Source organism: Streptomyces sp. NPDC020489 (assembly GCF_044386545.1).
Classification (GTDB): Bacteria; Actinomycetota; Actinomycetes; order Streptomycetales; family Streptomycetaceae; genus Streptomyces.
In genome coordinates, this window is record NZ_JBIRUZ010000024.1 from 50,426 (window position 1) to 73,204 (window position 22,779).

The following is a 22,779-nucleotide window of genomic DNA, read 5'->3' on the forward strand; positions in this document are numbered from 1 at the left end:
AAGGTCGAAGACATCGATGGGGCCCCTGCCGGAGATACAACGCCGCCCGCTCGGTTAAGGTCAATGGCGTTGGCATAAGGAGGCGAGCCATGCCGAAGGCCGTGGTACCCGAGGAGAAGCGGCGCCGTCGTCGCCCCACCAGGAGCGGCACCGTGCTGTCCGAGGCGCTGATCGTGGAGACCGCGCTGCGGATGCTGCGGGAGCACGGCAGCACCGGGCTCACCGCGCGCAGGCTCGGCCTCGCCCTGGACGCCGACCCGAGCACGCTCTACCGCTACTTCCGCGGCATGGACGACCTGACCCTCGCCATCGGCGACGCGCTCATCGGGCAGGCGTTGCGCGGCTGGGAGCCGACGGGGCAGTGGCGGACGGACCTGCGCGCCGTCGGGCTGCGCGTCCACGCGGCCTACGTCGCCCATCCGCAGGCCGCCCTGCTGACCGCGAACCGGGTCACCGGACGCCCGAGCGAACTCGCCGCCGACGAGGCGGTCCTGGACGTGCTGCGCACCGCGGGCTTCCCGCTGGCGGACACCGTGCGCATCTATCACGCCTTCATCGACCAGACCCTGGCCTTCGCCGCCCTCGACGCCGCCTCCCTGGCCCTGCCGAGCGCCGCGCTCCACGCCGACGAGGACAAGTGGCGCTCGACCTACGCCCGCCTGCCCCGCGCCACGCACCCGCGGATCGCGGAGGCGGCACCGCTGCTGGCGGGACGGATGGTGCACAGCGCCTACCCGACAGCGCTGGAGATGCTGCTGGACAGCGCCGAGACCCAGCTCGCCGCGCTGCTCGGCGAAGCGTCGTGAGCGCTCGCCCCGCAGGGCTGGTCGCTAGGCGAGGGTCTTTGCCGCCGCGGTCGCGACCGCCTCGGCCACGGCCGCCAGCGCGGGGGAGTCCAGCTTCCACTGCTGCCAGTACAGGGGCGCGTCCATGGGGCGCTCGGGCGCGAGGTGGACCAAGGTGCCCGCCTCCAGCAGGGGCGCGGCCTGCACCTCCGGGACCATGCCCCAGCCGAGGCCGAGGGCGACGGTCGCGACGAAGCCTTCCGAGGTGGGTACGTAGTGACGGGCCGCACTCGCACCGCCCTGGCTCCCGCGCAGGCTCCGTGCGAAGCGGTCCTGGTAGGAGTCGCGCCGGTCGAAGGCCACCGTGGGGGCCGACTCCAGCGCGTCCCGCAGGGGGCCGTCACCGAGGTACCGGTCGACGAACCCCGGGCTCGCCACGGCGTAGTACCGCATCCGCCCCAGCAGCCGCACCGAGCAGCCCGACACGGCGTCCGGCGAGGAGGTCACCGCCGCCATCACCAGGCCCTCCCGCAGCAGCGTCGCCGTGTGCTCCTCGTCCTCGCGGTGCAGCTCGAAGGTGAGCCGGAGCCCTTCCGGGACCCGGGTGAGGGCCGGGAGGAACCAGGTCGCCAGCGAGTCGGCGTTGACCGCGACGGACACGCGTGTCGCCTCCCCGGCGGCGCTCATCCCGAGCTCGGCCCGCGCGTCCCGCTCCAGGCGCGCCAGCTGCCGCGCGAACCGCACGACCACCTCGCCGGACTCGGTCGGCCGCACCGGCTTGGTGCGCACCAGCAGCACCCGGCCGGTGCGCTGTTCCAGCGCCTTGACCCGCTGGCTCACCGCCGACGGCGTCAGATGCAGGGCCGCGGCGGCGGCGTCGAAGGTGCCCTCGTCGACCACGGCCAGCAGGGTCCGGACCTGGTCGAGGGGAAGCTCTGACATCACGCGGGCTAATGATACGTAAGAATCTTTAGCTGTACTCCAGATGTGGCGTTCCCTAACGTCGAGGCCATGACCGCATCGCTCACCGCCGCCGTCGCCGGATTCGGCACCGGCCTCTCGCTCATCGTCGCCATCGGTGCCCAGAACGCCTTCGTGCTGCGGCAGGGGGTCCGCCGCGACTCCGTCCTCGCCGTCGTCGGCATCTGCGCCCTGTCGGACGCGGCCCTCATCGCGCTGGGCGTCGGCGGGCTCGGCGCGATGGTGGTGGCATGGCCCGGGGCGCTGAGCGCGGTCGGCTGGATCGGTGGCGCCTTCCTGCTCTGCTACGGCGCCCTCGCCGCCCGTCGGGTGGTCCGGCCTGGCGCGGGCGCGCTGCGGGCGGACGGCGAGGCGGCGGGCTCCCGCAGGCGGGCGGTCCTGACCTGCCTGGCGCTCACCTGGCTCAACCCGCACGTCTACCTCGACACCGTCTTCCTGCTGGGCTCCGTCGCCGCCGACCGGGGAGACCTGCGCTGGACCTTCGGGCTGGGCGCCGCGTGCGCCAGCCTGTGCTGGTTCGCGGCCCTGGGCTTCGGAGCCCGGCTGCTCGGCCGGTTCCTGACCAGGCCCACCGCCTGGCGCGTCCTGGACGCACTGGTCGCCGTCACGATGATCGCGATGGGCGGCATGCTGATCGCGGGCGCCTGAAAATCGCCCGCACCGGCAGCCGGGATCACCGGCCCGGCGTGCTCGGGCGCGGCTGCCGGCAGCCGGCGTCCGGGTCGTCCCGGTGATGCCGGGTCCGGCCACCGCGGCTGATCCGTTACCGGGCGCGCCGATGCATGGAGTACTGCTCCAGCAACTTGCCCCGGGTCGTCTCCAGCCGGTGCGCCAGGATCTCGGCGACGCTGCGCACCAGGATCAGGCCGAGCTGGGGATCCTCCTCGCACAGGGCGAGCACCGCCGCCGCGTCGAACTCGTAGGCGCGTACCGGGCTGAAGGCCACCGCGCCGAAGTCCCACTGGTGCGGCGGGAAGAGCCATGACCAGCCGAGCAGGTCCCCGGCGCCGAGTCCGGCCACGGTCACCCGTTGCTGGGAGGTCACCTGCTGGTCCAGGGAGACCGCGCCGGAGCGGATGACCCAGAAGCGGTCGGCCGTACCCCCTGCCTCGAAGATCCGGGTGTCCTCGGGGAAGGAGACCTCCCGGGCCAGGGCCGTCAGACGCTGCCGCTGGGGCGGGGGCAGCGCGGTCAGCAGTTTGATCGCTTTGGTCATGACGCGGGGCTCCTCGCCGACGACTCGGTTCCGGTGCTTTCCCTACGCCCATTTCAGCCGCTGCGGGCGGCCGGGGCACCTCGGCGGACGACATGAGCCTCGCCGTCGGCGCGCAGGCATGAAAAAGCCCTGGCTGGACGGGGGAGGCCAGCCAGGGCCGTACAGAGGTGGCGCACAGGGGACGCTAGGGTCGACCCCATGACCACGTATGGATGAACCGTAAACCATCCCGGCCGCTTTTGCGTATACGAAAGCCGGTCACGTGACCTGTTTCACTTCCGCTCCGCCTTCAGTACCCGGATCGTCTCCAGTTCGGGGTCGCTCGGGTCCGGCAGGTTCATCCCCGCGGCCCGGCTCGTGGACAGGTAGTCCAGCACCGGCTGGTTCAGCCGTTCGCCGGGCAGCACGGCGGGGATCCCGGGCGGGTACGGCGTGATCATCTCCGCCGCGATCCGCCCGGCGGCCTCCCGCACCGGCACGTTCTCGGTGGGACCGAAGAACGCGTCCCGCGGCAACCGGGCCTGGGTGAGCCGCAGTTCGGACGGCGGCGGCACCTCCACCCGCGGAGCCGGCCGCAGGTCGGGGGCGGCCTTGGCCAAACCCCGCAGCGCGTCCAGCAGTTCGGCCGCCGTCTGCTCGTCGTCGCCATGGGTGATCTGGGCGCCGATCCGGCGATGGTCGTTCAGGTGCGCGTCGACCGCGCGCTGCGACCGCAGCCAGTCCGCGGCCTGGAACCCGGAGATGCCAAGGCCGTCCAGGTCGATGACGACGGGCAGCGGGTCGAAGTCGTCGGCGCCCCCGGGGCCGCAGAAGTCGTCCCGGCCCTCGACGTGCAGACCGTCGATCTCCTCCACCGCGGACCGGACATCGGCCGCGCTGCGCCCATGAGGTCCTTGCCCCGCAGGGCCATCTGCCGCCGCCAGCCGTCGAGTCCGGCGTAGAGCAGCACCGACGGGCTGGTGGTGCCCAGCAGGTCCGACCGCAGTTTCAGCACCTCCGGCGGCACCAGGTCGCCCTGGAGGTGGAAGACCGAGCCCTGTTCCAGGCCGCTGCCCATCTTGTGGATGCTGGTCACACAGATGTCGGCGCCCGCGTCCATCGCCCAGGACGGCAGATCGGGATGGAAGGGCAGGTGGGCGCCCCACGCCTCGTCCACGATCAGCGGGCGGCCACGCCGGTGGCACACCTCGGCCACGGACCGGAGGTCGGCGCAACTGCCGTACGGCGTCGGGCTGGTGATCAGCGCGCCCTTCGCGTCGGGATGCTCGGCGAAGGCCCGCTCGAACTCCGCGGCGGACGGCGGATGCGCCAGATGGCGCTCCGCGTCCCAGCGGGGCTCGACCCACACCGGTTCGATGCCCGAGAGGATCAGGCCCGAGACCACCGACTTGTGCGCGTCCCGTCCGATGAGCAGCTTCTCGTGAGGTCCCGCCACCGACAGCATCGCCGCCTTGACCGACAGGGAACTGCCGCAGGTGGTGAAGAAGGTGTGCTCCGCGTGCACGGCGTCGGCCATCAGCTCCTCGGCCCGCTCCAGCACCCGGCCCCGGGTCAGCCGGTCGTCGAGTCCGCCCGACGCCAGGACGTCACCGAGGGACACCGCGTCGCCGAGCACCTCGCGCACCGCGGGATCGGCTCCCCGGGCCTGTTTGTGCCCGGGGAGCGGTGAACGACAGCCGTCCCTGTCGGTGGTAGTCCTGCAAGGCCTCGAGTGCGGGGGCCTTCGTGTGATCCACCGTCATGGCGCCCCCGGCTCCCCATGGCCGGGTTGTCCGTTGGAGCGCTCGGCCCCCTCGGGCTGCCTGCCCGGAGTGAGGATCTCGTCCAGCACCCTGAGCACCGCCTCGTAGGCGAGTGTCCGCACGGCCGCGTCGCGCGAGCCCGCCGGGTCGCTCGACCGCAGGGCCTCGCTCCGGGACTGCCAGGCGCGTTCCTCCTCCAGGGCGCAGGCCCGGGCGCGATGCATGCGGCGCAACAGTTCATCTGAGTCAACGACATCTGCCATGGCCCTCGAGTACCCAGCAAGTGACGTCGGACGACCCCGCGCACAAGGTTTGACAGGCTTCGGAAAGGTGAGCCGGAAGGGGAGACCTTTTCGGCGCTCGCGCAGTGTGGCAGCCGCTGCCGCCGGGTGGGATCGTCGTGCCGTCCGCGAGCGCCTGGCCACCCCCCACTCATCAGGGAGCCCAGGGATGTGCGACATGCACAGGACCGAATCAACCGATCGGTGCCGACGGCCGACGCACCCGGCCGAGGCGCGTCGAGCAGTCGAACGTGCCGTGGCCGAGCGATGCCGCGCCACCCACACCACCTGCGACCGTGAGGCACTGGCGGACGCCCTGCTGGTGGCCTCCGAACTCACCTCCAACGCGATCCTGCACGGCGGCGGGGTCACCGACTTCCACGTCGACGTCGTCGAGCCCGGTGTCCGGGTCTCCGTGAGCGACCGCAGCGACGCCTTTCCCGAGACCCTGGGCCCGGTCGACGTGCGCGGACGGCGCCGCGTCGGCGGCCTCGGCTGGCCCCTGGTGTGCCGGCTGGCCCGCGATGTCCGGGTCACGGATCTGCCCTGCGGAGGCAAGTGCATCACCGCGGTCGTGCCCCTGTTCTGAGAGTCGTCCCGTCTTTCCCGGCAAAGCGGAGTTTGGGTCCCCGGGGTGAGGGCAGACGCAGTTTCGTGCTTCGGACCGGAGGCGCGTCAGCGGGAGCGGTACGGCTGCCCCATGAATCCCTTCGGGTGTTCAGCCGACCCTCCGCTCCCGTGGTAATTCCCTGAAACCACCGTTCAGGAGCGATTCCGCATGCGCATCGACATGTCGACAAGCCGTCCCGGCACGCCCGTCACGACCACCTCGGCCACCAAGCGGCGCCACGACGACGCTCCCGACACCGCGGGCCTGTTCGCCCGGCTGGCCACTCTGGAGGAGGGTCCCGAGCGGGACGCCGTACGAGACGAGCTGGTCACCGCCTGGCTCCCCATGGCCCACCGGATCGCCGGCCGCTTTCGCGAGCGCGGCGAGTCCATCGAAGACCTGCGCCAGGTCGCGGCCCTCGGCCTGGTGAAGGCCGTCGACCGCTTCGACCCGGAGCGCGGCGCCTTCGAGAGCTACGCCGTGCCCACCATCACCGGCGAGGTCAAGCGGCACTTCCGCGACCGGATGTGGGCCCTGCGGGTGCCCCGCCGGGTGCAGGAACTGCGCAACAAGGTCCGGGTCGCCCGCCGGGAGCTCACCCAGACCCCGGGCAGCGCCGAGCCCACCGCCGCAGAGCTCGCCGCCCACACCGGCCTGACCGAGGAAGAGGTCGCCGCCGGCCTGGAGGCGCTGGAGAGCTTCAGCGCGCTCTCGCTCGACGCCGAGCTCTCCTCCGACGACGACGGATACAGCCTCGCCGACACCCTCGGCAGCTCCGACTCCTCGTACGACACCGTCGTGGACCGGGAATCCGCCAAGGCCGGGCTGAGCCGACTGCCCGAACGCGAGCGCGCCATTCTCTACATGCGCTTCTTCGAGGACATGACACAGAGCCGGATCGCCGACCAGCTCGGCATCTCCCAGATGCACGTCTCGAGGCTGATCAGCCGCAGTTGCGCCCGCGTGCGCGCCGAGGTGATGGGCGAGCGCACGAGCCTCTGACTGCCTGGCCCGGATCGGGGCAGGCGTGTCTGTCCGGCGGAAGCAAGTGAAGGAGCCACATGGCAGAGCCAGGACAGCCGGCCGCGGACGACCGAGCGGACCATGACGAGCTGCGGCGGCTGCGGGCCGAGGTCCGCGAGCTGCGCGTCCGGTCACGCGCCCACGTCCTGATCGCCGAGGCCCAGGGCCTGCTGCGCGAGCGGTACAAACTGTCCGACGCCGACAGTGCGTTCACCCTCATGCGGAAGGCGTCCCAGCGGTACAACGTCAAGATGCGCAGCCTGGCGGAGATACTCCTGTCGGCGCCGCGCCCCGACGCCCCCGACGAGCTGTGGTTCCCGGGGCGGGCCCGGTCCGCCGAGCCCGCCCTGAGCTTCCCGGCCGCCCGAGGGGTGGGTCCCGGCAACCGCGGCGGAGTCCTGAAGGCCGTCCTGAGCCAGACGCTCGCCGTGGTCGGCGCCGACATGGGCAACGTCCAGCTCGTCGACCGGGTCAGGGGTGGCCTGCGCATCGAGGCGCACACCGGGCACAGCGAGCACTTCATCGACTTCTTCGGCCATGTCGGCGAGGAGGGCACGTCCTGTGCGAAGGCGGCGCGTGACGTCGCCCAGGTCACCGTGCGCGATGTGGAGAGCGACCCGGTCTTCACCGAGTCGGCGCGGGAGACGATCCTCGCCGAGGGCAGCCGGGCCTGTCACAGCGTGCCGCTGACCACGTCCTCCGGCCTGTGCGTGGGCATGGTCTCGGCCCATGTCGACCACACGCTCACCGGCCTGACCGACACGCAGCTGAAGGTGCTGGAGGTGGTCGGCAACCAGACCGGCCGATGGCTCGCCTGGCACGAGCGCACGATCGTCCTGGACGCCCTGGAGTACCTGCACGCCCTGGGTGCCGGGCGGTCCCGGCCGTAGGTCCTGTCCTTACATTCCCCGCCTTCCGCGCAGGGGTGTGTCGCGCCCTGACCGGGGCATTCGGAGTGCGGGAGGTCGAGATGAACGGGAGTCTGACGGCGGGGAGCGGACAGTCGGCGATCGGAAGGTCGGCGCGCGGCTCCGCCACGGAAGGTGCCGCCCGGGCGGGACTGGCGGCGCGCGGGGTCATCTACCTGATGGTCGGCGCGCTGGCGCTGCAGATCGCCTTCGGCAACGGAAAGCGCCAGGCGGACCGTGGCGGTGCCCTCGAAGAGCTGGCGGACAAGCCCTTCGGTGCCGCGATGCTGTGGGCCCTGGGCATCGGGCTGGTCTGCATGGCCCTGTGGCGGCTCTCGGAGATCGTGTTCGGCTCGGTCGGACCGAAGGGCCGTTCGGCGAAGAAGCGCCTGCTGGCGGGCGCCCGGTTCGTGTTCTACGCGTTCGTCGCCTACTCCGTGCTGTCGTTCGCGGCGGGCACCGGTTCCAGCAACGGCAGCGGCGGCTCCAGCGACAAGCAGTCCAAGGACGTCACCGCCAAGGTGCTGGACCTGCCCGGCGGCCAGTGGATCGTGGGCCTGGCGGGCGTCGGGATCGCCATCGCGGGCCTGTGGATCGGCGCCCGGGCCGTCATGCGGCACTACCGCGACAAGCTCAAGCTCAGCGAGATGTCTCAGCGCATGCGACAGATGGTGGACGTGACCGGGGTGGGCGGTGGCGCGGCCCGCGGGCTGGTGTTCGCCGCGGCAGGAGCCTTCGCCGTGCGGGCCGCGGTCGACTACCAGCCCGACAAGGCCAAGGGCCTGGACGACACCCTCCGCTCCTTCGCCGACACCCCGCTCGGCCCCTGGCTCCTGGCCCTGGTGGCCGCCGGCCTGGTGCTGTTCGGCCTGTTCTCCTTCGCCATGGCCCGCTGGCGCCGGGTGTGAGGACGGGGGCCTGGGGCTCATGCCTCGGGCCCCGCGCTCGGGGCTCGTGCGGTGCGCTTCGGGTCCCGGGCTCTGCGCTCGGGGCTCGTGCGCTGTGCTTCGGGTTTGGGGCCCACGCTTCGGGTCTCGTGCCCTACGACGGGCTTCGTGCCCCACGCCTCACAGCCCTGGCCCGCGTCTTAGGACGCGGGCCTCGCGCTTCGGGTCCCGGGCTCTGCACTCGGGTCTCGTGCGGGGCGTTTCGGGTTTCGGTGCCCACGACTCGGGTTTCGGTCCCCACGCCTCGGGTCTCGTGCCCTACGACGGGTCTCGTGCCCCGCGCCTCGCACCCGGCCCGCGCCTCAGGACGCGGGCCTCACGCCTCGGGGCCCATGCCCCACGACTCGGGCCCTGGGCCCCACGACGGGCCTCGTGCCCCACGCCTCACGACCCCAGCCCGCGCCTCAACCCGCGGGCCCCACACCTCGGCACCCGTGCCCCGCGTCTCAGGACGCCGGCCCCGAGCCTCAACCCTTGGGGCTGCGCACCGGTACCTCCAGTGGGCGGGCCAGTCCCAGTACTCCTTCGTCCAGGCGTTGCAGATGTCGCAGGACCCGGTCGGTGACTCGGCCGTAGCGCGGTGCGCCCGGGGTGCCGGTATCCAGGAGGGAGGCCATGCTCGGTCCCGTCTCCAGCACCTCCGTGGAACGGTCGTCGGCGACACGCGCGGCGACCGCCCGGATGTTGTGCAGGATGCGCCGCCCCGCCCCGCGCAGCCGGGGATCCGCAGCGATCGAGGGATGCGTGGGCAGCAGCTCGGCCGTCGCCGCCAGCGAGCGCGCGTGGTACGCGCAGGTCTCCAGCAGCGCGACGACGTAGCGCGCGGTGTCCCGCCGGGCCCGCAGCGGGGTGACGGGGTGGACGAGCGGCTGGGTGGCTGCCCGTAGGTCGGCCAGTGCCTGGTCCAGATCGCGGGCCAGGTCCAGCAACTCGGCCGGCGGCTCCCCGCTGAGCTGGTCCACGGCCGTCTCCGTGACGTCCGCGAGCCGGTCCAGCACCGCCGCCAGGAGGTCGTTCGTACGGCGGTCCGTGCGCACCGGCAGTACCAGCGCCGCCGCGAGCACACCGCAGGCCGCTCCGAGCGCCGTCTCCTCCACCCGCAGCACCAGCACGGACAGGCTGTAGGTGTGCAGCAGGGTGGAGAGCACCCCCAGCGCGGCGGTGACGAAGAACGACATCAGCGTGTACGACAGCGGCGCCGTGTAGAACATCAGGAACACACAGACCAGCACCACCGCGAACGCCGTCCAGGTGTGCTGCCCCACCAGCCCCGCCAGCGCGATTCCGGCCACCACCCCCAGCAGGGTGCCCAGCAGCCGCCGGTAGCCCTTGACCAGGATCTCGCCCGTGGACGCGGTGTTGATGAACACGATCCAGCAGGTCAGCACGGCCCAGTACCAGCGCTGGCTGGACAGCAGCTCCCCGCCGACGATGGCCAGCGCCGACCCCACCGCGACCTGGACGGCCGCCCGGGTGGTGGGCCGCCGCAGACCCGTGGGCTCCTCCTCGGCGGGTTCCTCGGCGGCGTCGATCGCCGCGTCCTCGGCGTCGAGCTCCTCGCGGGAACGGGTCGTGGCGGGGCTGTCGTCGGACTCGTCCTGCGGCCCGTCGAGCGCGACCCGCAGCCCCAGCACCGCGCGAGCCGCCTCCCCGAGGGCGCGGAACACGTCCTGGACGGCCGGTGGCGCCGGCGGCAGGTTCTCCTCGTCCCGGTAGCCCAGCAGCCGGTTGCGGACATGCGACAGTCCCGTTCCGGGCCGTGCCGCGACGGGCCGATCCACGAGCAGCCGCAGCGCCTCCAGATCGCGCCGCAGCGTCCCGGTCGCCTCGTCCGCCGTGGCCGGCGGTCCGCCCGGCGGGACCGGCGCACCCGGCAGATGCAGGGTCAGCGTGTCCGCCCGCTCGGCGCTGCGCGCGGTCAGCAGCGCGAGCCCCAGCCGCTCGGCGGCGACCTCCGCGTCCGCGATGCGCCGCTGCACCAGCCGCGCCGCCCCCTCGTCGGCCGTGCCCGCCTCCAGACGCCCCTGGATCATCAGGGCCGTCTCGTGCAGGCGTGCCGTGCCGTCACGCACCTGCTCCAGCGCCTTCTCCACCTGCGCGGGACCCTGTGCGTCGAGCAACTCCAGCTGCGCGGACACCAGTTGCGCCAGCCGGGCGCGGAAGGCCTCCCGCAGCCGCCCCAGCGTGCCCGTCGGCGTCTCGGGCACCAGGGCGAAACGCGCGACGGCACTGGCGAGGAAGGCGACGGCCAGAGCGCCGTACAGCTCCGGCAGGGCGGTGGTGGTGGCGCCGACGAACAGGGAGACGAAGTAGACCTGGAACCCGATCAGCCCGAGCGCGGTGCCCCGGTCGCCGTAGCGCCGCCCGTAGACGGCGCAGAAGATCAGCGCGACGAAGAACAGGTCACCGGCGACCACATGGGAGCGCAGCAGCGCCCCCAGGGTGAGGGCGGCGAGCGCCACCGGCAGGCCCAGCGCGAGCGTGACGGCCTGCGCGGCGCGCTCCTTCTCGCGGATGGCGAAGGTGGCGACCATCGCCGCGATCGCCCCGGCCACCAGATGCGGCACCGTGGCCCCGAGCAGCCCCAGTACGGCCAGGGTGAGCGCGATGGCGGCCACCGTCCGCAGCCCGGCCGCCAGCCGCAGCAGTCCGGGGTCGGACGCCGCCACGAGATCCCGTGGCCGCACCCGACCCGAACGACGTACCTCTTGCACTGCGCGCGACTATTCCTGGCGGTCCGTTCCCTCGACGTGGGCCCGCACCTTCTCCGGCGTCAGATACGCGTCGGTGAACTCGAAATCCTTCAGCTTCGCGGCCTTTCGGGCCTGGAAGCCGGTCCGGACGAAATCGTCGCCGGCGATCGCGTTGAGCGTCCAGTTGGTCGCGACGCGGACCTTGGCCACGTTGGTGCGCAGCGCCATCCAGTGGTAGCCGCGGGCCGCGACCTGGGCGGGCAGGCCGCGCAGTTCGATGCCGAGCGGCTTGGACACGGCGTCCTTGCCCCCGAGGTCGACCACGAGACCGAGGTCCTTGTGGACGTAGGGCGTCGTCGACTGCCCGCGCAGGGTCGCGATGACGTTGTCGGCGACGTGCTTGCCCTGGCGCATCGCGTGCTGCGCGGTGGGCGGGCAGACCGCGCCGTCCTCGTCCTTGGCCTCGTCGGGGACCGCGGCGGCGTCACCGAGCGCGAACACCCCGTCGTGGCCGGGCAGTTTCATGTCGGAGGTGACCGCGAGCCGCCCCCGGATCGTCTCGGCGCCCAGCGTCGCGATCAGCGGGCTGGCGACCACGCCGGCCGTCCAGATCAGGGTGCGGGTGGGGATCACCCGGCCGTCGGTGAAGGTGACCTCCTCGGGTCCCGCCTTCGCGATGGAGGTGCCGAGCGAGATGTCGATGCCGCGCCGGGTGAGGATCTGCTGCGCGCTGCTGCCGAGCTTGTCGCCGAGTTCCGGCATCAGCTTCGGCGCGATGTCGATCAGGTGCCACTTGATGAGCCCCGGGTCGATGCGCGGGTAGCGCTTCACGGCGGCGTGGGTGAGCTTTTGCAGGCAGGCCGCGGTCTCGGTGCCCGCGTAGCCGCCGCCCACCACCACGAACTGAAGCCGCGCGGTGCGTTCGGCCTCGTCCTGGCTGGCGTCGGCGAGATCGAGCTGCGAGATGACGTGGTCACGTACATAAGCGGCCTCGGCGAGCGTCTTCATGCCGAAGGCGTGGTCCGTCAGGCCGGGGATGTCGAAGGTGCGGGTCACGCTGCCGGGCGCCAGCACGATGTAGTCGTAGGGCACGTCGACGATCTGGTCGGTGATGGTGCGCACCACACAGACCTTGGACTTCAGGTCCACACCGATGGCGCCGCCCGGCACGATCCGCGTGCGGTACTTCTTGCTGCGGCGCAGCGAGACGGCGATCGACTGGGGTGTCAGCACACCGGAGGCGACCTGGGGGAGCAGCGGGAGATACAGCTGGTAGGCGAACGGCGTCACCAGCGTGACGTCGGCTTCGTCCGGCGCGAGTTTGCGTTCCAGTCGGCGTACGCACTCCACGCCGGCGAAACCTGCGCCGACCACCAGGATCCTGGGTCGTGTCACGGTCGTTCTTCCCTTCTGCGGCTCCGGCGGTCCGAGTCGGACGCCGTACGCCTGCCCCTGGATCGCGCTCGTGCAACATCGATCCCACCGTGCTTCCGGCCGTTCCGCCAGCCGGGTGCGGCAGGCAGACGTACGCGTCGTGCACCACCATGCCCGCCGGGGCGGGCCCGACGCACCGGATCAATGTGAAAGTCATGTGATTCACGAGGGGGCGGCTCACCAGGGCATGAACACATGCACGTCCTTGCCGGAGCCCTCGGTCACCACGCTCACCTGATCGCACAGGGCGTGGATCAGATGCCAGCCGACACCCCCGCCTCCCTTGCTCGGGTGGAAGGGGCGCGGCGCGGGCGGGGTGGGATTGGTGTCGTGCAGGGTCACGTGCACACCGTCGAAGGTGCGCCGCAGGGACAGCTCGAAGGGTCCCGGGGCGTACTGGACGGCGTTGGCGGCCAGTTCGGTGACGACGAGCAGGATGTCGTCCCAGTGCTCGGGTGTCGAGGGCTCCGCGGCCTGCGCGAGCCCGTAGAGAAACTCGTCCGCGGCGACCCGCGCGCCGGTGACGCTCCGCGGCTCGCCCGCGAAGCTCGTGGTGAGGCTGGGGATCTCCACAGAAGCCAATGCTCGTTCCTACGGTGCTCGCATGCTGCCCAGTCCGGTGTCCGGCGCTCCTCGGCGGCGCCACTGCTGCGAGTTCCCGGGGGCGCTGAGGTCAATCGGACTCCCGGGACCCGCGTCACCGGAACACGTTGTCCGCGTCGTCCCAGCCGCTCACCTCATCGGACAGCCGCTGCCGCGGGGTGCGGGAACGTGCCTGGTACATCGCGTCGATCTCGAAGGCGTAGTGCCGCACGATCTCGTCCCTGCGCAGCTTCATCGAAGGGGTGAGCAGTCCGCTGGCCAGGTCGAACGGCTCCGGCAGCACCCGGAAGACCCGGACGGACTCCGATCGGGACACCGCGCTGTTCGCGGCGGCCACGGCCCGTCCGATCTCCTCGCGCAGCGCGTTCTCCTCACGCGCCTGCCGGCTCGGTGCGTCCCCCGGCAGCGCGAGCCCGCCCCGCCAGTGGGCCAGGAAGTCCGGGTCGAGGGTGATCAGGGCGCCCACACAGGGCCGGTCGTCGCCCACCAGGACCGCCTGGTGGATGAGCGGATGCATGCGCAGCCGCTGCTCCAGGAAGGCCGGCGCCACGCTCTTGCCGCTGCCGGTGATGATGACGTCCTTCTTGCGCCCGGTGATCGACAGGTAACCCTCGGCGTCCAGGTGCCCCAGATCCCCGGTGGCCAGCCACCCGCCGCCGAGCACGGCCCGGGTGCCGGCCTCGTCGTTGACGTAGCCCTGGAACACCGAGGGGCCGCTGACCAGGATCTCCCCGTCCTCGGCCACCATGATCCGGGTGCCCGGCAGGGCCTGTCCGACGGTGCCGGACTTCTCCCGGCCCAGCGGCTGGCCGGTGACCGCGCCGCTGGTCTCGGTCAGCCCGTAGCCGTCGTTCACGTACAGGCCGATGCCCTCGTAGAACAGGGAGAGCTCACGGCTCAGCGGTGACCCGCCTGACGTGGCCCGCAGCACCCGTCCGCCCATCGCGGACCGGAGCCGGCGGTACACCGTGCGTTCGTACAGGGCGTGTTGCAGGCGCAGGTCGAGGCCGGGGCCCGGTCCCTGGCCGAGGCGGTGGCGTTCGACGGCCGCCGCGAAGTCCCGTGCCGTCTCCGCGGCCCGCTCGAACAGGGTGCCGCGGCCGGTCTGCTGAGCCGTGCGCAGAAAGGTCTTGTAGATCCGCTCGAAGAGCGAGGGAACGGCACAGAAGTACGTGGGCCTGAAGGAGCGCAGCGCCGCCGAGAGGGCCGCCTCGGTCAGTTCCGGTTCGTGGCCCATCAGCAGGCCGCCACGGATGCACAGGCTCTGCACCAGCAGGCCGTAGACGTGGGAGAACGGCAGGAAGGCGAGGACGCTGCCCTGTCCGCCGGGCGGTACCACCGTGTGGCCCCAGCCCTCCAGCAGGGTGTCGCAGGCGCTCGCCAGGCCGCGGTGGCTCAGGGCGCAGCCCACGGCGCGGCCCGTGGTGCCGGAGGTGTAGACGACGGCCGCGGTGGAGTCCGGCGTCACGATGCGGCGCAGCGACTCGACCGTGGCGAACGGGATGAACTCGCCCCGCGCGACGAGCTGTTCCAGCGCCCCGTCGTCCATCTGCCAGACGTGGCGCAACCGGGGCAGCGACGCGCACACCGAGCCGACCGTCATGATGCTCTGCTCGTCCTCGACGATGACGCCGACGCAGTCGGAGTCCTTGAGGATCCAGGCGACCTGGTCGCGTGAGGACGTCGGGTAGATCGGCACGACCTCGGCGCCGACAGCCCACAGGGCGTGGCTGAGAACCGTCCACTCGTACCGGGTACGGGCCATGATCGCCACGCGGTTGCCCGGTGCGATCCCGGAGGCGATCAGGCCCTTGGCGAGGTCGACGACCTCGTCCCGCACCTCCACGGCCGTCACCTCCTGCCATCTGGTGGAGGAGGGGTCGAGGCGGCGCGCGAGCATCGGCAGGGTCGGGTTGCGGGCCGCGGTCTCGAAGACGCTGTCGGCGAGCCCGCCGGTCAGGGGTGAGACGGACGGGGGAGCGAGGGCGACGTCGCGCATGCGCTGCTCCTGGTGTGTACGGGGTGTGACTCCACCGATGAGCACGGTTATCGGCGGTGCCCGAATCTAGCCCAGGTCAGCGCGGTCGATGCAGCGATTCGACAAGTAGGGCCCACTTGGTGATCTGGGCGTGATCAAGGCACCCGGGGGACGTGCGCCACGCCGGCCACGGTCCGGACCGGCGCGTCGGCTCACCGCTCGGCGGACCCCGCCGCGCGCCCCGCTACAGGTGCGGCGAGAAGGGGCCGCTCTCCTCCTGGGTATGGCGCACGCACTCGGTGACGACGTCCCGCAGACTCCCGGTCCGCTCCATCAGCTCACGCTGCATGCGCGCGCCGTTGCCGTGCCGCAGCAGCGCGGCACAGCCCTCCCGGGCCCGGTCGAGGTCACCGGTTTCGGCCAGCGCGTCGCCGACGTGATCCAGGAGCGCCCGTACGACCGTCTCGGCGGGCAGTCGCCGCATGGTCGTCGGATGCAGCAGCTCCCCCGTCAGACCCGACCGCGCGGCCTGCCAGGCGCCCATCCGCAGCAGGCTCACGCTGTGTCCCGCCGGTTCGCGGCCCGCGCGCCAGTCCCGCGCCGAGGTCTCGACGAGTCCGCGGGCGAGCGTGGCGATCAGGGCGGCGGTGGAGGCGTGCAGACAGACGTCCGAGACCCGGATCTCGACCGTCGGGTAGCGCTGGGACAGCCGGGCGTCGAAGTAGACCATCGCCTCGTCGAGGATCACCCCGGTGGCGACCATGTCCGCCACCCGCCGGTGATAGCACTCGGCCGACCCGAAGACCTCGGTCGGACCGGCCGACGGCCACCGCTGCCACACCCGGCTGCGATAACTGCTGTACTGGGTGTCCCGGCCCTGCCAGAACGGGGAGTTGGCACTCAGCGCCGCCAGCACCGACAGCCAGGGCTGCATCCGGTCGATCACGGCGACGCCCTCGTCGTCGGACTCGACGGACACATGGACATGGCACCCCAGCACGAGGTCCTTGCTGGTGGCGCCGTACTGCTCGGCCATCCACTGGTAGCGCTGCCCCACGTTCACCGAGGGGCTGACCGGCAGCGGAGAGGTCGCGAGCGCGGCGACGGTGCAGCCGATCTCCCCGGCGTGCCGGGCCGCCTCCTTGCGGCAGCGGACGATCTCCGCGGCGAGTTCCGCCATCTCCGACTGGGGATGGGTGGCGAACTCGAGCATCTGGTTGTGGAGCTCCTTCTCGAAGACCTCCCCGTCCGGGTCGTCCTGTGCGGCACGCGCCAGCACTGCGGCCGACAGGGCGCGGGGCTCGCCGGTCTCCGGGTCGACCAGGAGGAGCTCCTCCTCTACTCCGACGGTGCGCACGTGATACTGCCCTTCTGCCGCGACGGGGGTGTCGTACGCCCCGACTGCCCAGCGGACGGCCGATCACACAGGAGTGAGCCATACCGTCGCGAGCGGAGGCACTGTGACGCGTACGACACCGTCCTCCGGTGTGACCGGTTCGGCACAGGTCACGCCGCTGCCGCCGTAGCGGTCCGCGTCGGTGTTGAGGATCTCCCGCCAGGCGGGGATGTCGTCGGGGACGCCGAGGCGGTAGTCGTGACGGACGACGGGGGAGAAGTTGGAGACGGCGAGCAGCGGTGCGCCCTTCGCGTCGAAACGAAGGAAGGCGAAGACGTTGTCCTCGGCGGCGTCGCCCACGATCCACTGGAAGCCGTCGGGGGTGGTGTCCCGCTGCCACAGGGCGGGGGTCCCGCGGTAGACCGTGTTGAGGTCGCGCACCAGGTCCCGCACCCCGCGGTGGTCGGGCTCGGCTCCGTAGGCGGGGTCGAGCAGCCACCAGTCCGGGCCGTGGGCCTCGGACCACTCGGCGCCCTGGGCGAACTCCTGGCCCATGAAGAGGAGTTGCTTGCCGGGGTGGGCCCACATGAAGCCGAGGTAGGCGCGGTGGGTGGCGCGCTGCTGCCACCAGTCGCCGGGCATCTTGGAGACCAGCGACTGTTTGCCGTGGACGACTTCGTCGTGGGAGATGGGCAGGACGTAGTTCTCGCTGTACGCGTACACCATCGAGAAGGTCATCTCGTGGTGGTGGTACTTGCGGTGGACCGGCTCGTGCTGGACGTAGCCGAGCGAGTCGTGCATCCAGCCCATGTTCCACTTCAGCCCGAAACCGAGCCCACCACTCTCCGTGGGCCGCGTCACGCCGTCCCACGCGGTGGACTCCTCGGCGATCGTCATGACCCCGGGCACCCGCCGGTAGACGGTGGCGTTCATCTCCTGGAGGAACGCCATCGCGTCCAGGTCCTCGCGGCCGCCGAACACATTGGGCGTCCACTGTCCGGAGTCGCGCGAGTAGTCCAGGTAGAGCATCGAGGCGACCGCGTCCACCCGCAGCCCGTCGATGTGGAACTCCTCGCACCAGTAGACCGCGTTGGCGACGAGGAAGTTGCGCACCTCAACCCGGCCGTAGTCGAACTCGTACGTCCCCCAGTCCGGGTGCTCGGCCCGTCGCCAGTCTCCCGGCTCGTACAGGGGCTCGCCGTCGAAGCGGCCCAACGCCCAGTCGTCCTTGGGGAAGTGAGCGGGCACCCAGTCCATGATCACGCCGAGACCGGCCCGGTGCAGGGCGTCGACGAGGTACTTGAAGTCGTCCGGTGAGCCGAGCCGGGCCGTCGGCGCGTAGAACCCGGTCACCTGGTAGCCCCAGGAACCGCTGAAGGGGTGGTGCGCCACCGGCATCAGCTCGACATGGGTGAAGCCCAACTCCTTCACGTACGACGGGAGTTCCTCGGCCAGCTGGCGATACGTCAGTCCGGGGCGCCAGGAGGGCAGATGGACCTCGTACACGGAGAACGGCGCCTCGTGCACGGGGAGGTCACCCCGGTGCGCCATCCACTCCGCGTCGTCCCACTCGTAGTGCGACACGGTCACGATCGACGCCGTGTCGGGAGGGACCTCGGCGCGACGGGCCATCGGGTCGGCCTTCAGGAAGCGGTCGCCGTGCCGGGACGTGATCTCGAACTTGTACCGGGCACCCTCCCCGATGCCCGGCAGGAACAGCTCCCACACCCCGGACGCGCCCAGCGACCGCATCGGGAACGCCGTGCCGTCCCAGCAGGTGAAGTCCCCGGCGACGCGGACCCCGCGCGCGTTCGGCGCCCACACGGTGAAGCGGGTGCCGGTCACACCCTGGTGGGTCATCGGCTCCGCGCCGAGGGCCTTCCACAGCTGCTCGTGCCGGCCCTCACGGATGAGGTGCAGGTCCACCTCGCCGAGGGCGGGCAGGAAACGGTACGGGTCGTGCACCTCGCGCTCGTCGTCCCCGTACGCCACGAGCAGGGTGTACGAGGGGATCGCGGTGAGGGGGAGGACGCCGGTGAACAGGCCCTCGCCCTCCGAGACCAGCCTGTGGGGCTCGGCGTCGACGACCACGCTCACCGAGCTCGCGAAGGGGCGCAGGGCGCGGAAGGCGATGCCGCCGGGCACCGGGTGGGCGCCCAGGAGGGCGTGCGGATCGTGATGGGTGCCCGACAGCAGCCGGACGCGATCGGCAGGGTCCAGGGCAGGGGCGGAGCGGCAGGGGGCCGGGCCGCCCGCCTCGGGGGGCGTGGTGTCACGCAGGGCCACGGTCTCAGGCTCCTCTCACGGCAAGGCGTTCGATCGCCGCCATCGGTACGGGCATCCAGTCAGGGCGGTGCCGGGCCTCGTAGAGCACCTCGTACACGGCCCGGTCGGTCTCGTAGGCACGCAGCAGCCCGTGCTTCTTGCGCGGGTCCCACCCGGCGAGCGAGGCGTACCCCGCGCAGTAGGCCTCACGGCAGCGGCGCGCCCACTCCGGGCGCCAGGGGCGCCGCTGGCGGGCCGCGTAGTCGAAGGACCGCAGCATGCCGGCGATGTCCCGGACCGGGGAGTGGGTGCTGCGCCGTTCGGCGAGCGGGCGGGACGGCTCGCCCTCGAAGTCGATCACGAACCAGTCGCGGCCTGCCCGCAGCACCTGACCGAGGTGCAGATCGCCGTGGATGCGCTGGGCCGGCGGACCGGAGTCGCACGTGGTGAGCGCGGCGAAAGCGGCCCGCAGCCCGGGCACGAACGGCTGGAGGGCCGGCACGCAGTGCGCGGCGGAGGTCAGCCGATCGCTCATCTCGGCCGCCGTCCGGTCGTTCTCCGCGGGGGCCCCGGTCGGGAAGGCGGCGGCCAGGGCGAGGTGCACCTCGGCGGTGGCCCGCCCCAGCGCGTGGGCCTGTGCCGTGAAGTCGTCCCCGGAGGCGAGGGCCTGGAGGGCCAGGGTCCAGCCGTCCGAGGCGTCGGGCAGGAAGGGCTGGAGCACCCCGAGGGTCGCCTCCTGCGGATGCGTGGTCCGGAACCACGCGACCGGAGCGGGCACCCGACGGCACCCCTGCCCGGCCAGCGCGCCCGGCACCTCCAGATCCGGGTTGACGCCGGGCTGCACCCGCCGGAAGACCTTGAGGATGTACGACTCCCCGTACACCAGCGAGGAGTTGGACTGCTCCGCCTCCAGGGCCCGCGGGGCGAGTCCCGCGGGCACCGACACGGCCGGGTCGGCCTCGAAACGCAGCGGTCCGGCCGCGCCGGGCTGCCGCAGCCGCTCCAGCAGCAACTGCGCCGCCCGGGGGTCCTGCAAGGCGTCGTAGACCACCAGCCCGGCCAGCGGCCCCTCCTCGGCCCGCCCGATCAGGGCCCGGCCGAGGCGCGGCGACAGATGCTTGCGGACGCCGAGGAGCAGCTGGTAGCAGTCGCCGGACGTGGCGGCCGTGCCGCCGGGGGCGGGGAGTGCGGGGAGGGGCGTGTGTCCGGCATGGACCAGCAGGTGCAGACAGCCCGGGAACAGCTCCGTCATGGACAGCAGCGTGAGCTCCGTGACGGGCCGGTCCTTGCCCGCGAACCAGCGCTGCCGGGGCAGCCACTCGCGCAGCAGCCCGGCGAGCGAGGCCATGGGCCCGGTGACGGTCGTACCGTCCGGGCGTGGGAATGCGGTCTTCGGCATGGTGACGACTCCTTTCACCGGCGCATCGCTCACGGTCGTCGGACGATGCGGGATGCGACTCGGGAGAGCCGGAACCAGTAGAAGCCGTGCCCTGCCAGCGTCAGCAGATACGGCAGTTCACCGATGGCGGGGAAGCGGACCCCGCCGATGAGTTCCACCGGGTGGCGTCCGTCGAAGGCGCGCAGATCGAGTTCGGTGGGCTGTGCGAAGCGGGAGAAGTTGTGCACGCACAGTACGAGGTCGTCCTCGTACTCGCGCAGGAAGGCGATGACGGCCGGGTTGGAGGACTGGAGCTCGGTGTAGGAGCCCAGGCCGAAGGCGGGGTTCTGCTTGCGGATCTCGATCATGCGGCGGGTCCAGTGCAGCAGCGAGGAGGGGCTGCTCATGGACGCCTCGACGTTGGTGACCTGGTGGCCGTAGACCGGGTCCATGATCGTCGGCAGGTAGAGGCGGCCCGGGTCGGCCGTGGAGAAGCCCGCGTTGCGGTCCGGTGTCCACTGCATCGGCGTGCGCACCGCGTCGCGGTCGCCGAGCCAGATGTTGTCGCCCATGCCGATCTCGTCGCCGTAGTAGAGGATCGGCGAGCCGGGCAGGGACAGCAGCAGCGCGGTGAACAGCTCGATGGTGTCCCGGTCGTTGTCGAGGAGCGGGGCGAGGCGGCGGCGGATGCCGATGTTGGCGCGCATCCGCGGGTCCTTGGCGTACTCCGCCCACATGTAGTCGCGTTCCTCGTCGGTGACCATTTCCAGGGTCAGTTCGTCGTGGTTGCGCAGGAAGATGCCCCACTGGCAACTGGACGGGATGGCCGGGGTCTTGGCGAGAATCTCGGAGACGGGGTAGCGCGATTCGCGGCGTACGGCCATGAAGATGCGGGGCATGACGGGGAAGTGGAACGCCATGTGGCACTCGTCACCGCCGGAGGAGTAGTCGCCGAAGTAGTCCACGACGTCCTCGGGCCACTGGTTGGCCTCCGCCAGCAGCACCGTGTCCGGGTACATCAGGTCGATCTCGCGGCGCACCCGCTTGAGGAACTGGTGCGTGGCGGGCAGGTTCTCGCAGTTGGTGCCCTCCTCGGCGTAGAGGTAGGGGACCGCGTCGAGGCGGAATCCGTCGATGCCCAGGTCCAGCCAGAAGCGCAGCGCCGCCAGGATCTCCTCCTGGACCGCGGGGTTCTCGTAGTTGAGGTCGGGCTGGTGGGAGAAGAACCGGTGGAAGAAGTACTGGCCGCGCACCGGGTCGTAGGTCCAGTTGGAGACCTCGGTGTCGACGAAGATGATCCGCGCCTCGTCGTACTTCTTGTCGTCGTCGGCCCACATGTAGTAGTCGCCGTAGGGGCCGTCGGGGTCGCGCCTGGACTCCTGGAACCACGGGTGCTGGTCGCTGGTGTGGTTCATGACGAAGTCGATGATGACGCGCATGCCGCGCTGGTGGGCGGCGTCGACGAACTCCACGAAGTCGGCGAGGTCACCGAACTCGGGCAGGACGGCGGTGTAGTCGGAGACGTCGTAGCCGCCGTCGCGCAGGGGTGACTTGAAGAACGGCGGCAGCCACAGGCAGTCGACGCCGAGCCATTGCAGGTAGTCGAGCTTGGAGGTGAGGCCCTTCAGGTCGCCGACGCCGTCGCCGTTGCTGTCCTGGAAGGAGCGGACGAGCACCTCGTAGAACACGGCGCGCTTGAACCAGTCGGGGTCCCGGTCCTTGGCGGGGGTGTCCTCGAAGGTGTCGTGGACGGGCTCGTTGACGGTCATGACGCTCTTGACCCTCCGGTCTGGGATGCCGATGGCTGGACGTGGAACACGTGCGCGGGCGCCCGACCGGGTTCGAGGCGCACATAGTTCCTGTCACCCCAGCGGTAGCTGTCACCCGTCAGTTCGTCGTGCACGGACAGCGATGTGTTCCCGTCCAGGCCGAGTTGCGGCATGTCCAACGAGACCGTGGCCTCCTGGGTGTGATGAGGGTCGAGATTGACGACCACCAGGACCGTGTCCTCCCCGGTGCGCTTGCTGTAGGCGATCACCGAGTCGTTGTCGGTGGGGTGGAAGTGGATGTTCCTGAGCCGGCGCAGGGCCGGGTGCGCCCGGCGGACCGCGTTGAGCCGGGTGATCAGGGGCGCGATGGTGTCGTGGGCCGACTCCCAGTCGCGGGGCCGGAGTTGGTACTTCTCCGAGTCCAGGTACTCCTCGCTGCCGGCGCGCAGGGGGGTGTTCTCGCACAGTTCGTAGCCGCTGTAGATGCCCCAGGTCGGCGAGAGGGTGGCGGCCAGGACCGCACGGACCTCGAAGGCCGCACGGCCGCCGTGCTGGAGGTAGGCGTGCAGGATGTCGGGGGTGTTGGCGAAGAAGTTGGGCCGCATGTAGGCGGCCGCCTCACCCGACAGCTCCGTCAGGTACTCGGTCAGCTCTTCCTTGGTGTTGCGCCAGGTGAAGTACGTGTAGGACTGCTGGAAGCCGATCTGCGCCAGGGTGTGCATCATCGCCGGCCGCGTGAACGCCTCGGCCAGGAAGATCACGTCCGGATCGCCGGCGTTGATCTCCGCGATCACCCGCTGCCAGAAGACGACCGGCTTGGTGTGCGGATT

The 22,779-nt window shown here is 71.5% G+C and carries 17 protein-coding genes and 2 pseudogenes; 6 read left to right on the forward strand and 13 right to left on the reverse strand.

Going from position 1 to position 22,779, the window contains the following annotated elements:
* The first annotated feature begins 89 nt into the window (after positions 1-89).
* Positions 90-806 (forward strand): TetR/AcrR family transcriptional regulator C-terminal domain-containing protein, encoded by a 717-nt coding sequence (locus tag ACH41F_RS40075; protein WP_391231880.1) that lies wholly within the window; start codon positions 90-92, stop codon positions 804-806.
* A 24-nt stretch (positions 807-830) separates the two neighbouring features.
* Here ACH41F_RS40075 and ACH41F_RS40080 read toward each other — a convergent pair whose 3' ends face one another.
* Positions 831-1,727 (reverse strand): LysR family transcriptional regulator ArgP, encoded by an 897-nt coding sequence (locus ACH41F_RS40080; RefSeq protein ID WP_398839727.1) that lies wholly within the window; start codon positions 1,725-1,727, stop codon positions 831-833.
* Between the two features lie 69 nt (positions 1,728-1,796).
* Here ACH41F_RS40080 and ACH41F_RS40085 point away from each other — a divergent pair, with 69 nt between their 5' ends.
* Entirely contained in the window at positions 1,797-2,414 is a 618-nt protein-coding gene (locus tag ACH41F_RS40085; protein ID WP_391231882.1) for a LysE family transporter, read from the forward strand.
* 115 nt (positions 2,415-2,529) lie between these two features.
* On the opposite strand, the gene ACH41F_RS40090 is transcribed toward ACH41F_RS40085, so the two are convergent.
* The 3 genes and pseudogenes from ACH41F_RS40090 to ACH41F_RS40100 form a co-directional block, all read right to left on the reverse strand.
* On the reverse strand, positions 2,530-2,982 hold the full coding sequence (locus ACH41F_RS40090) for a cyclic nucleotide-binding domain-containing protein (RefSeq protein ID WP_391231883.1): 453 nt from the start codon (positions 2,980-2,982) through the stop codon (positions 2,530-2,532).
* A gap of 272 nt (positions 2,983-3,254) precedes the next feature.
* Positions 3,255-4,724 (reverse strand): annotated as a pseudogene (locus ACH41F_RS40095) (aminotransferase class I/II-fold pyridoxal phosphate-dependent enzyme).
* Positions 4,721-4,987 carry a hypothetical protein gene (locus ACH41F_RS40100; RefSeq protein WP_398839728.1) on the reverse strand — a complete coding sequence of 89 codons (267 nt, stop codon included), beginning with the start codon at positions 4,985-4,987 and terminating at the stop codon, positions 4,721-4,723. The pseudogene ACH41F_RS40095 and the gene ACH41F_RS40100 overlap by 4 nt, the downstream one beginning before the upstream one ends.
* A gap of 187 nt (positions 4,988-5,174) precedes the next feature.
* On the opposite strand from ACH41F_RS40100, the gene ACH41F_RS40105 reads away from it, so the two are divergent.
* The 4 genes from ACH41F_RS40105 (at position 5,175) to ACH41F_RS40120 (ending at position 8,454) form a co-directional block, all read left to right on the forward strand.
* Positions 5,175-5,594, forward strand: coding sequence for an ATP-binding protein (locus ACH41F_RS40105; RefSeq protein WP_391231887.1), 420 nt, complete (start codon positions 5,175-5,177; stop codon positions 5,592-5,594).
* 189 nt (positions 5,595-5,783) lie between these two features.
* Positions 5,784-6,617: a SigB/SigF/SigG family RNA polymerase sigma factor gene (locus ACH41F_RS40110; RefSeq protein WP_398839729.1), complete on the forward strand. Its 834-nt coding sequence runs from the start codon at positions 5,784-5,786 to the stop codon at positions 6,615-6,617.
* A 59-nt stretch (positions 6,618-6,676) separates the two neighbouring features.
* Complete coding sequence (locus tag ACH41F_RS40115) at positions 6,677-7,528, forward strand: ANTAR domain-containing protein (RefSeq protein ID WP_398839730.1); 852 nt, start codon at positions 6,677-6,679, stop codon at positions 7,526-7,528.
* An 80-nt stretch (positions 7,529-7,608) separates the two neighbouring features.
* On the forward strand, positions 7,609-8,454 hold the full coding sequence (locus ACH41F_RS40120; RefSeq protein WP_398839731.1) for a DUF1206 domain-containing protein: 846 nt from the start codon (positions 7,609-7,611) through the stop codon (positions 8,452-8,454).
* A 506-nt stretch (positions 8,455-8,960) separates the two neighbouring features.
* Here the strand turns inward: ACH41F_RS40120 and ACH41F_RS40125 are convergent.
* From ACH41F_RS40125 to ACH41F_RS40165, 9 genes and pseudogenes are all read right to left on the reverse strand, one after another.
* Positions 8,961-11,162 carry an FUSC family protein gene (locus ACH41F_RS40125; RefSeq protein ID WP_398839732.1) on the reverse strand — a complete coding sequence of 734 codons (2,202 nt, stop codon included), beginning with the start codon at positions 11,160-11,162 and terminating at the stop codon, positions 8,961-8,963.
* Between the two features lie 54 nt (positions 11,163-11,216).
* Positions 11,217-12,581, reverse strand: coding sequence for an FAD-dependent oxidoreductase (locus ACH41F_RS40130; RefSeq protein WP_391231892.1), 1,365 nt, complete (start codon positions 12,579-12,581; stop codon positions 11,217-11,219).
* A 216-nt stretch (positions 12,582-12,797) separates the two neighbouring features.
* Entirely contained in the window at positions 12,798-13,202 is a 405-nt protein-coding gene (locus tag ACH41F_RS40135; protein ID WP_391231894.1) for an ATP-binding protein, read from the reverse strand.
* A 115-nt stretch (positions 13,203-13,317) separates the two neighbouring features.
* On the reverse strand, positions 13,318-15,222 hold the full coding sequence (locus ACH41F_RS40140; RefSeq protein WP_391231895.1) for an AMP-binding protein: 1,905 nt from the start codon (positions 15,220-15,222) through the stop codon (positions 13,318-13,320).
* A gap of 223 nt (positions 15,223-15,445) precedes the next feature.
* On the reverse strand, positions 15,446-16,558 hold the full coding sequence (locus tag ACH41F_RS40145) for a glutamate--cysteine ligase (protein WP_391231896.1): 1,113 nt from the start codon (positions 16,556-16,558) through the stop codon (positions 15,446-15,448).
* 63 nt (positions 16,559-16,621) lie between these two features.
* Positions 16,622-18,823, reverse strand: a complete 2,202-nt coding sequence (glgB, locus tag ACH41F_RS40150) for a 1,4-alpha-glucan branching enzyme (RefSeq protein WP_398839733.1) — start codon at positions 18,821-18,823, stop codon at positions 16,622-16,624.
* Between the two features lie 4 nt (positions 18,824-18,827).
* Positions 18,828-20,201 (reverse strand): maltokinase, encoded by a 1,374-nt coding sequence (locus tag ACH41F_RS40155; protein ID WP_398839734.1) that lies wholly within the window; start codon positions 20,199-20,201, stop codon positions 18,828-18,830.
* A 29-nt stretch (positions 20,202-20,230) separates the two neighbouring features.
* Positions 20,231-21,949, reverse strand: a complete 1,719-nt coding sequence (gene treS, locus ACH41F_RS40160) for a maltose alpha-D-glucosyltransferase (protein ID WP_398839735.1) — start codon at positions 21,947-21,949, stop codon at positions 20,231-20,233.
* Positions 21,946-22,779: pseudogene (locus tag ACH41F_RS40165) on the reverse strand (alpha-1,4-glucan--maltose-1-phosphate maltosyltransferase); the annotation flags it as partial. The gene treS and the pseudogene ACH41F_RS40165, both read right to left, overlap by 4 nt.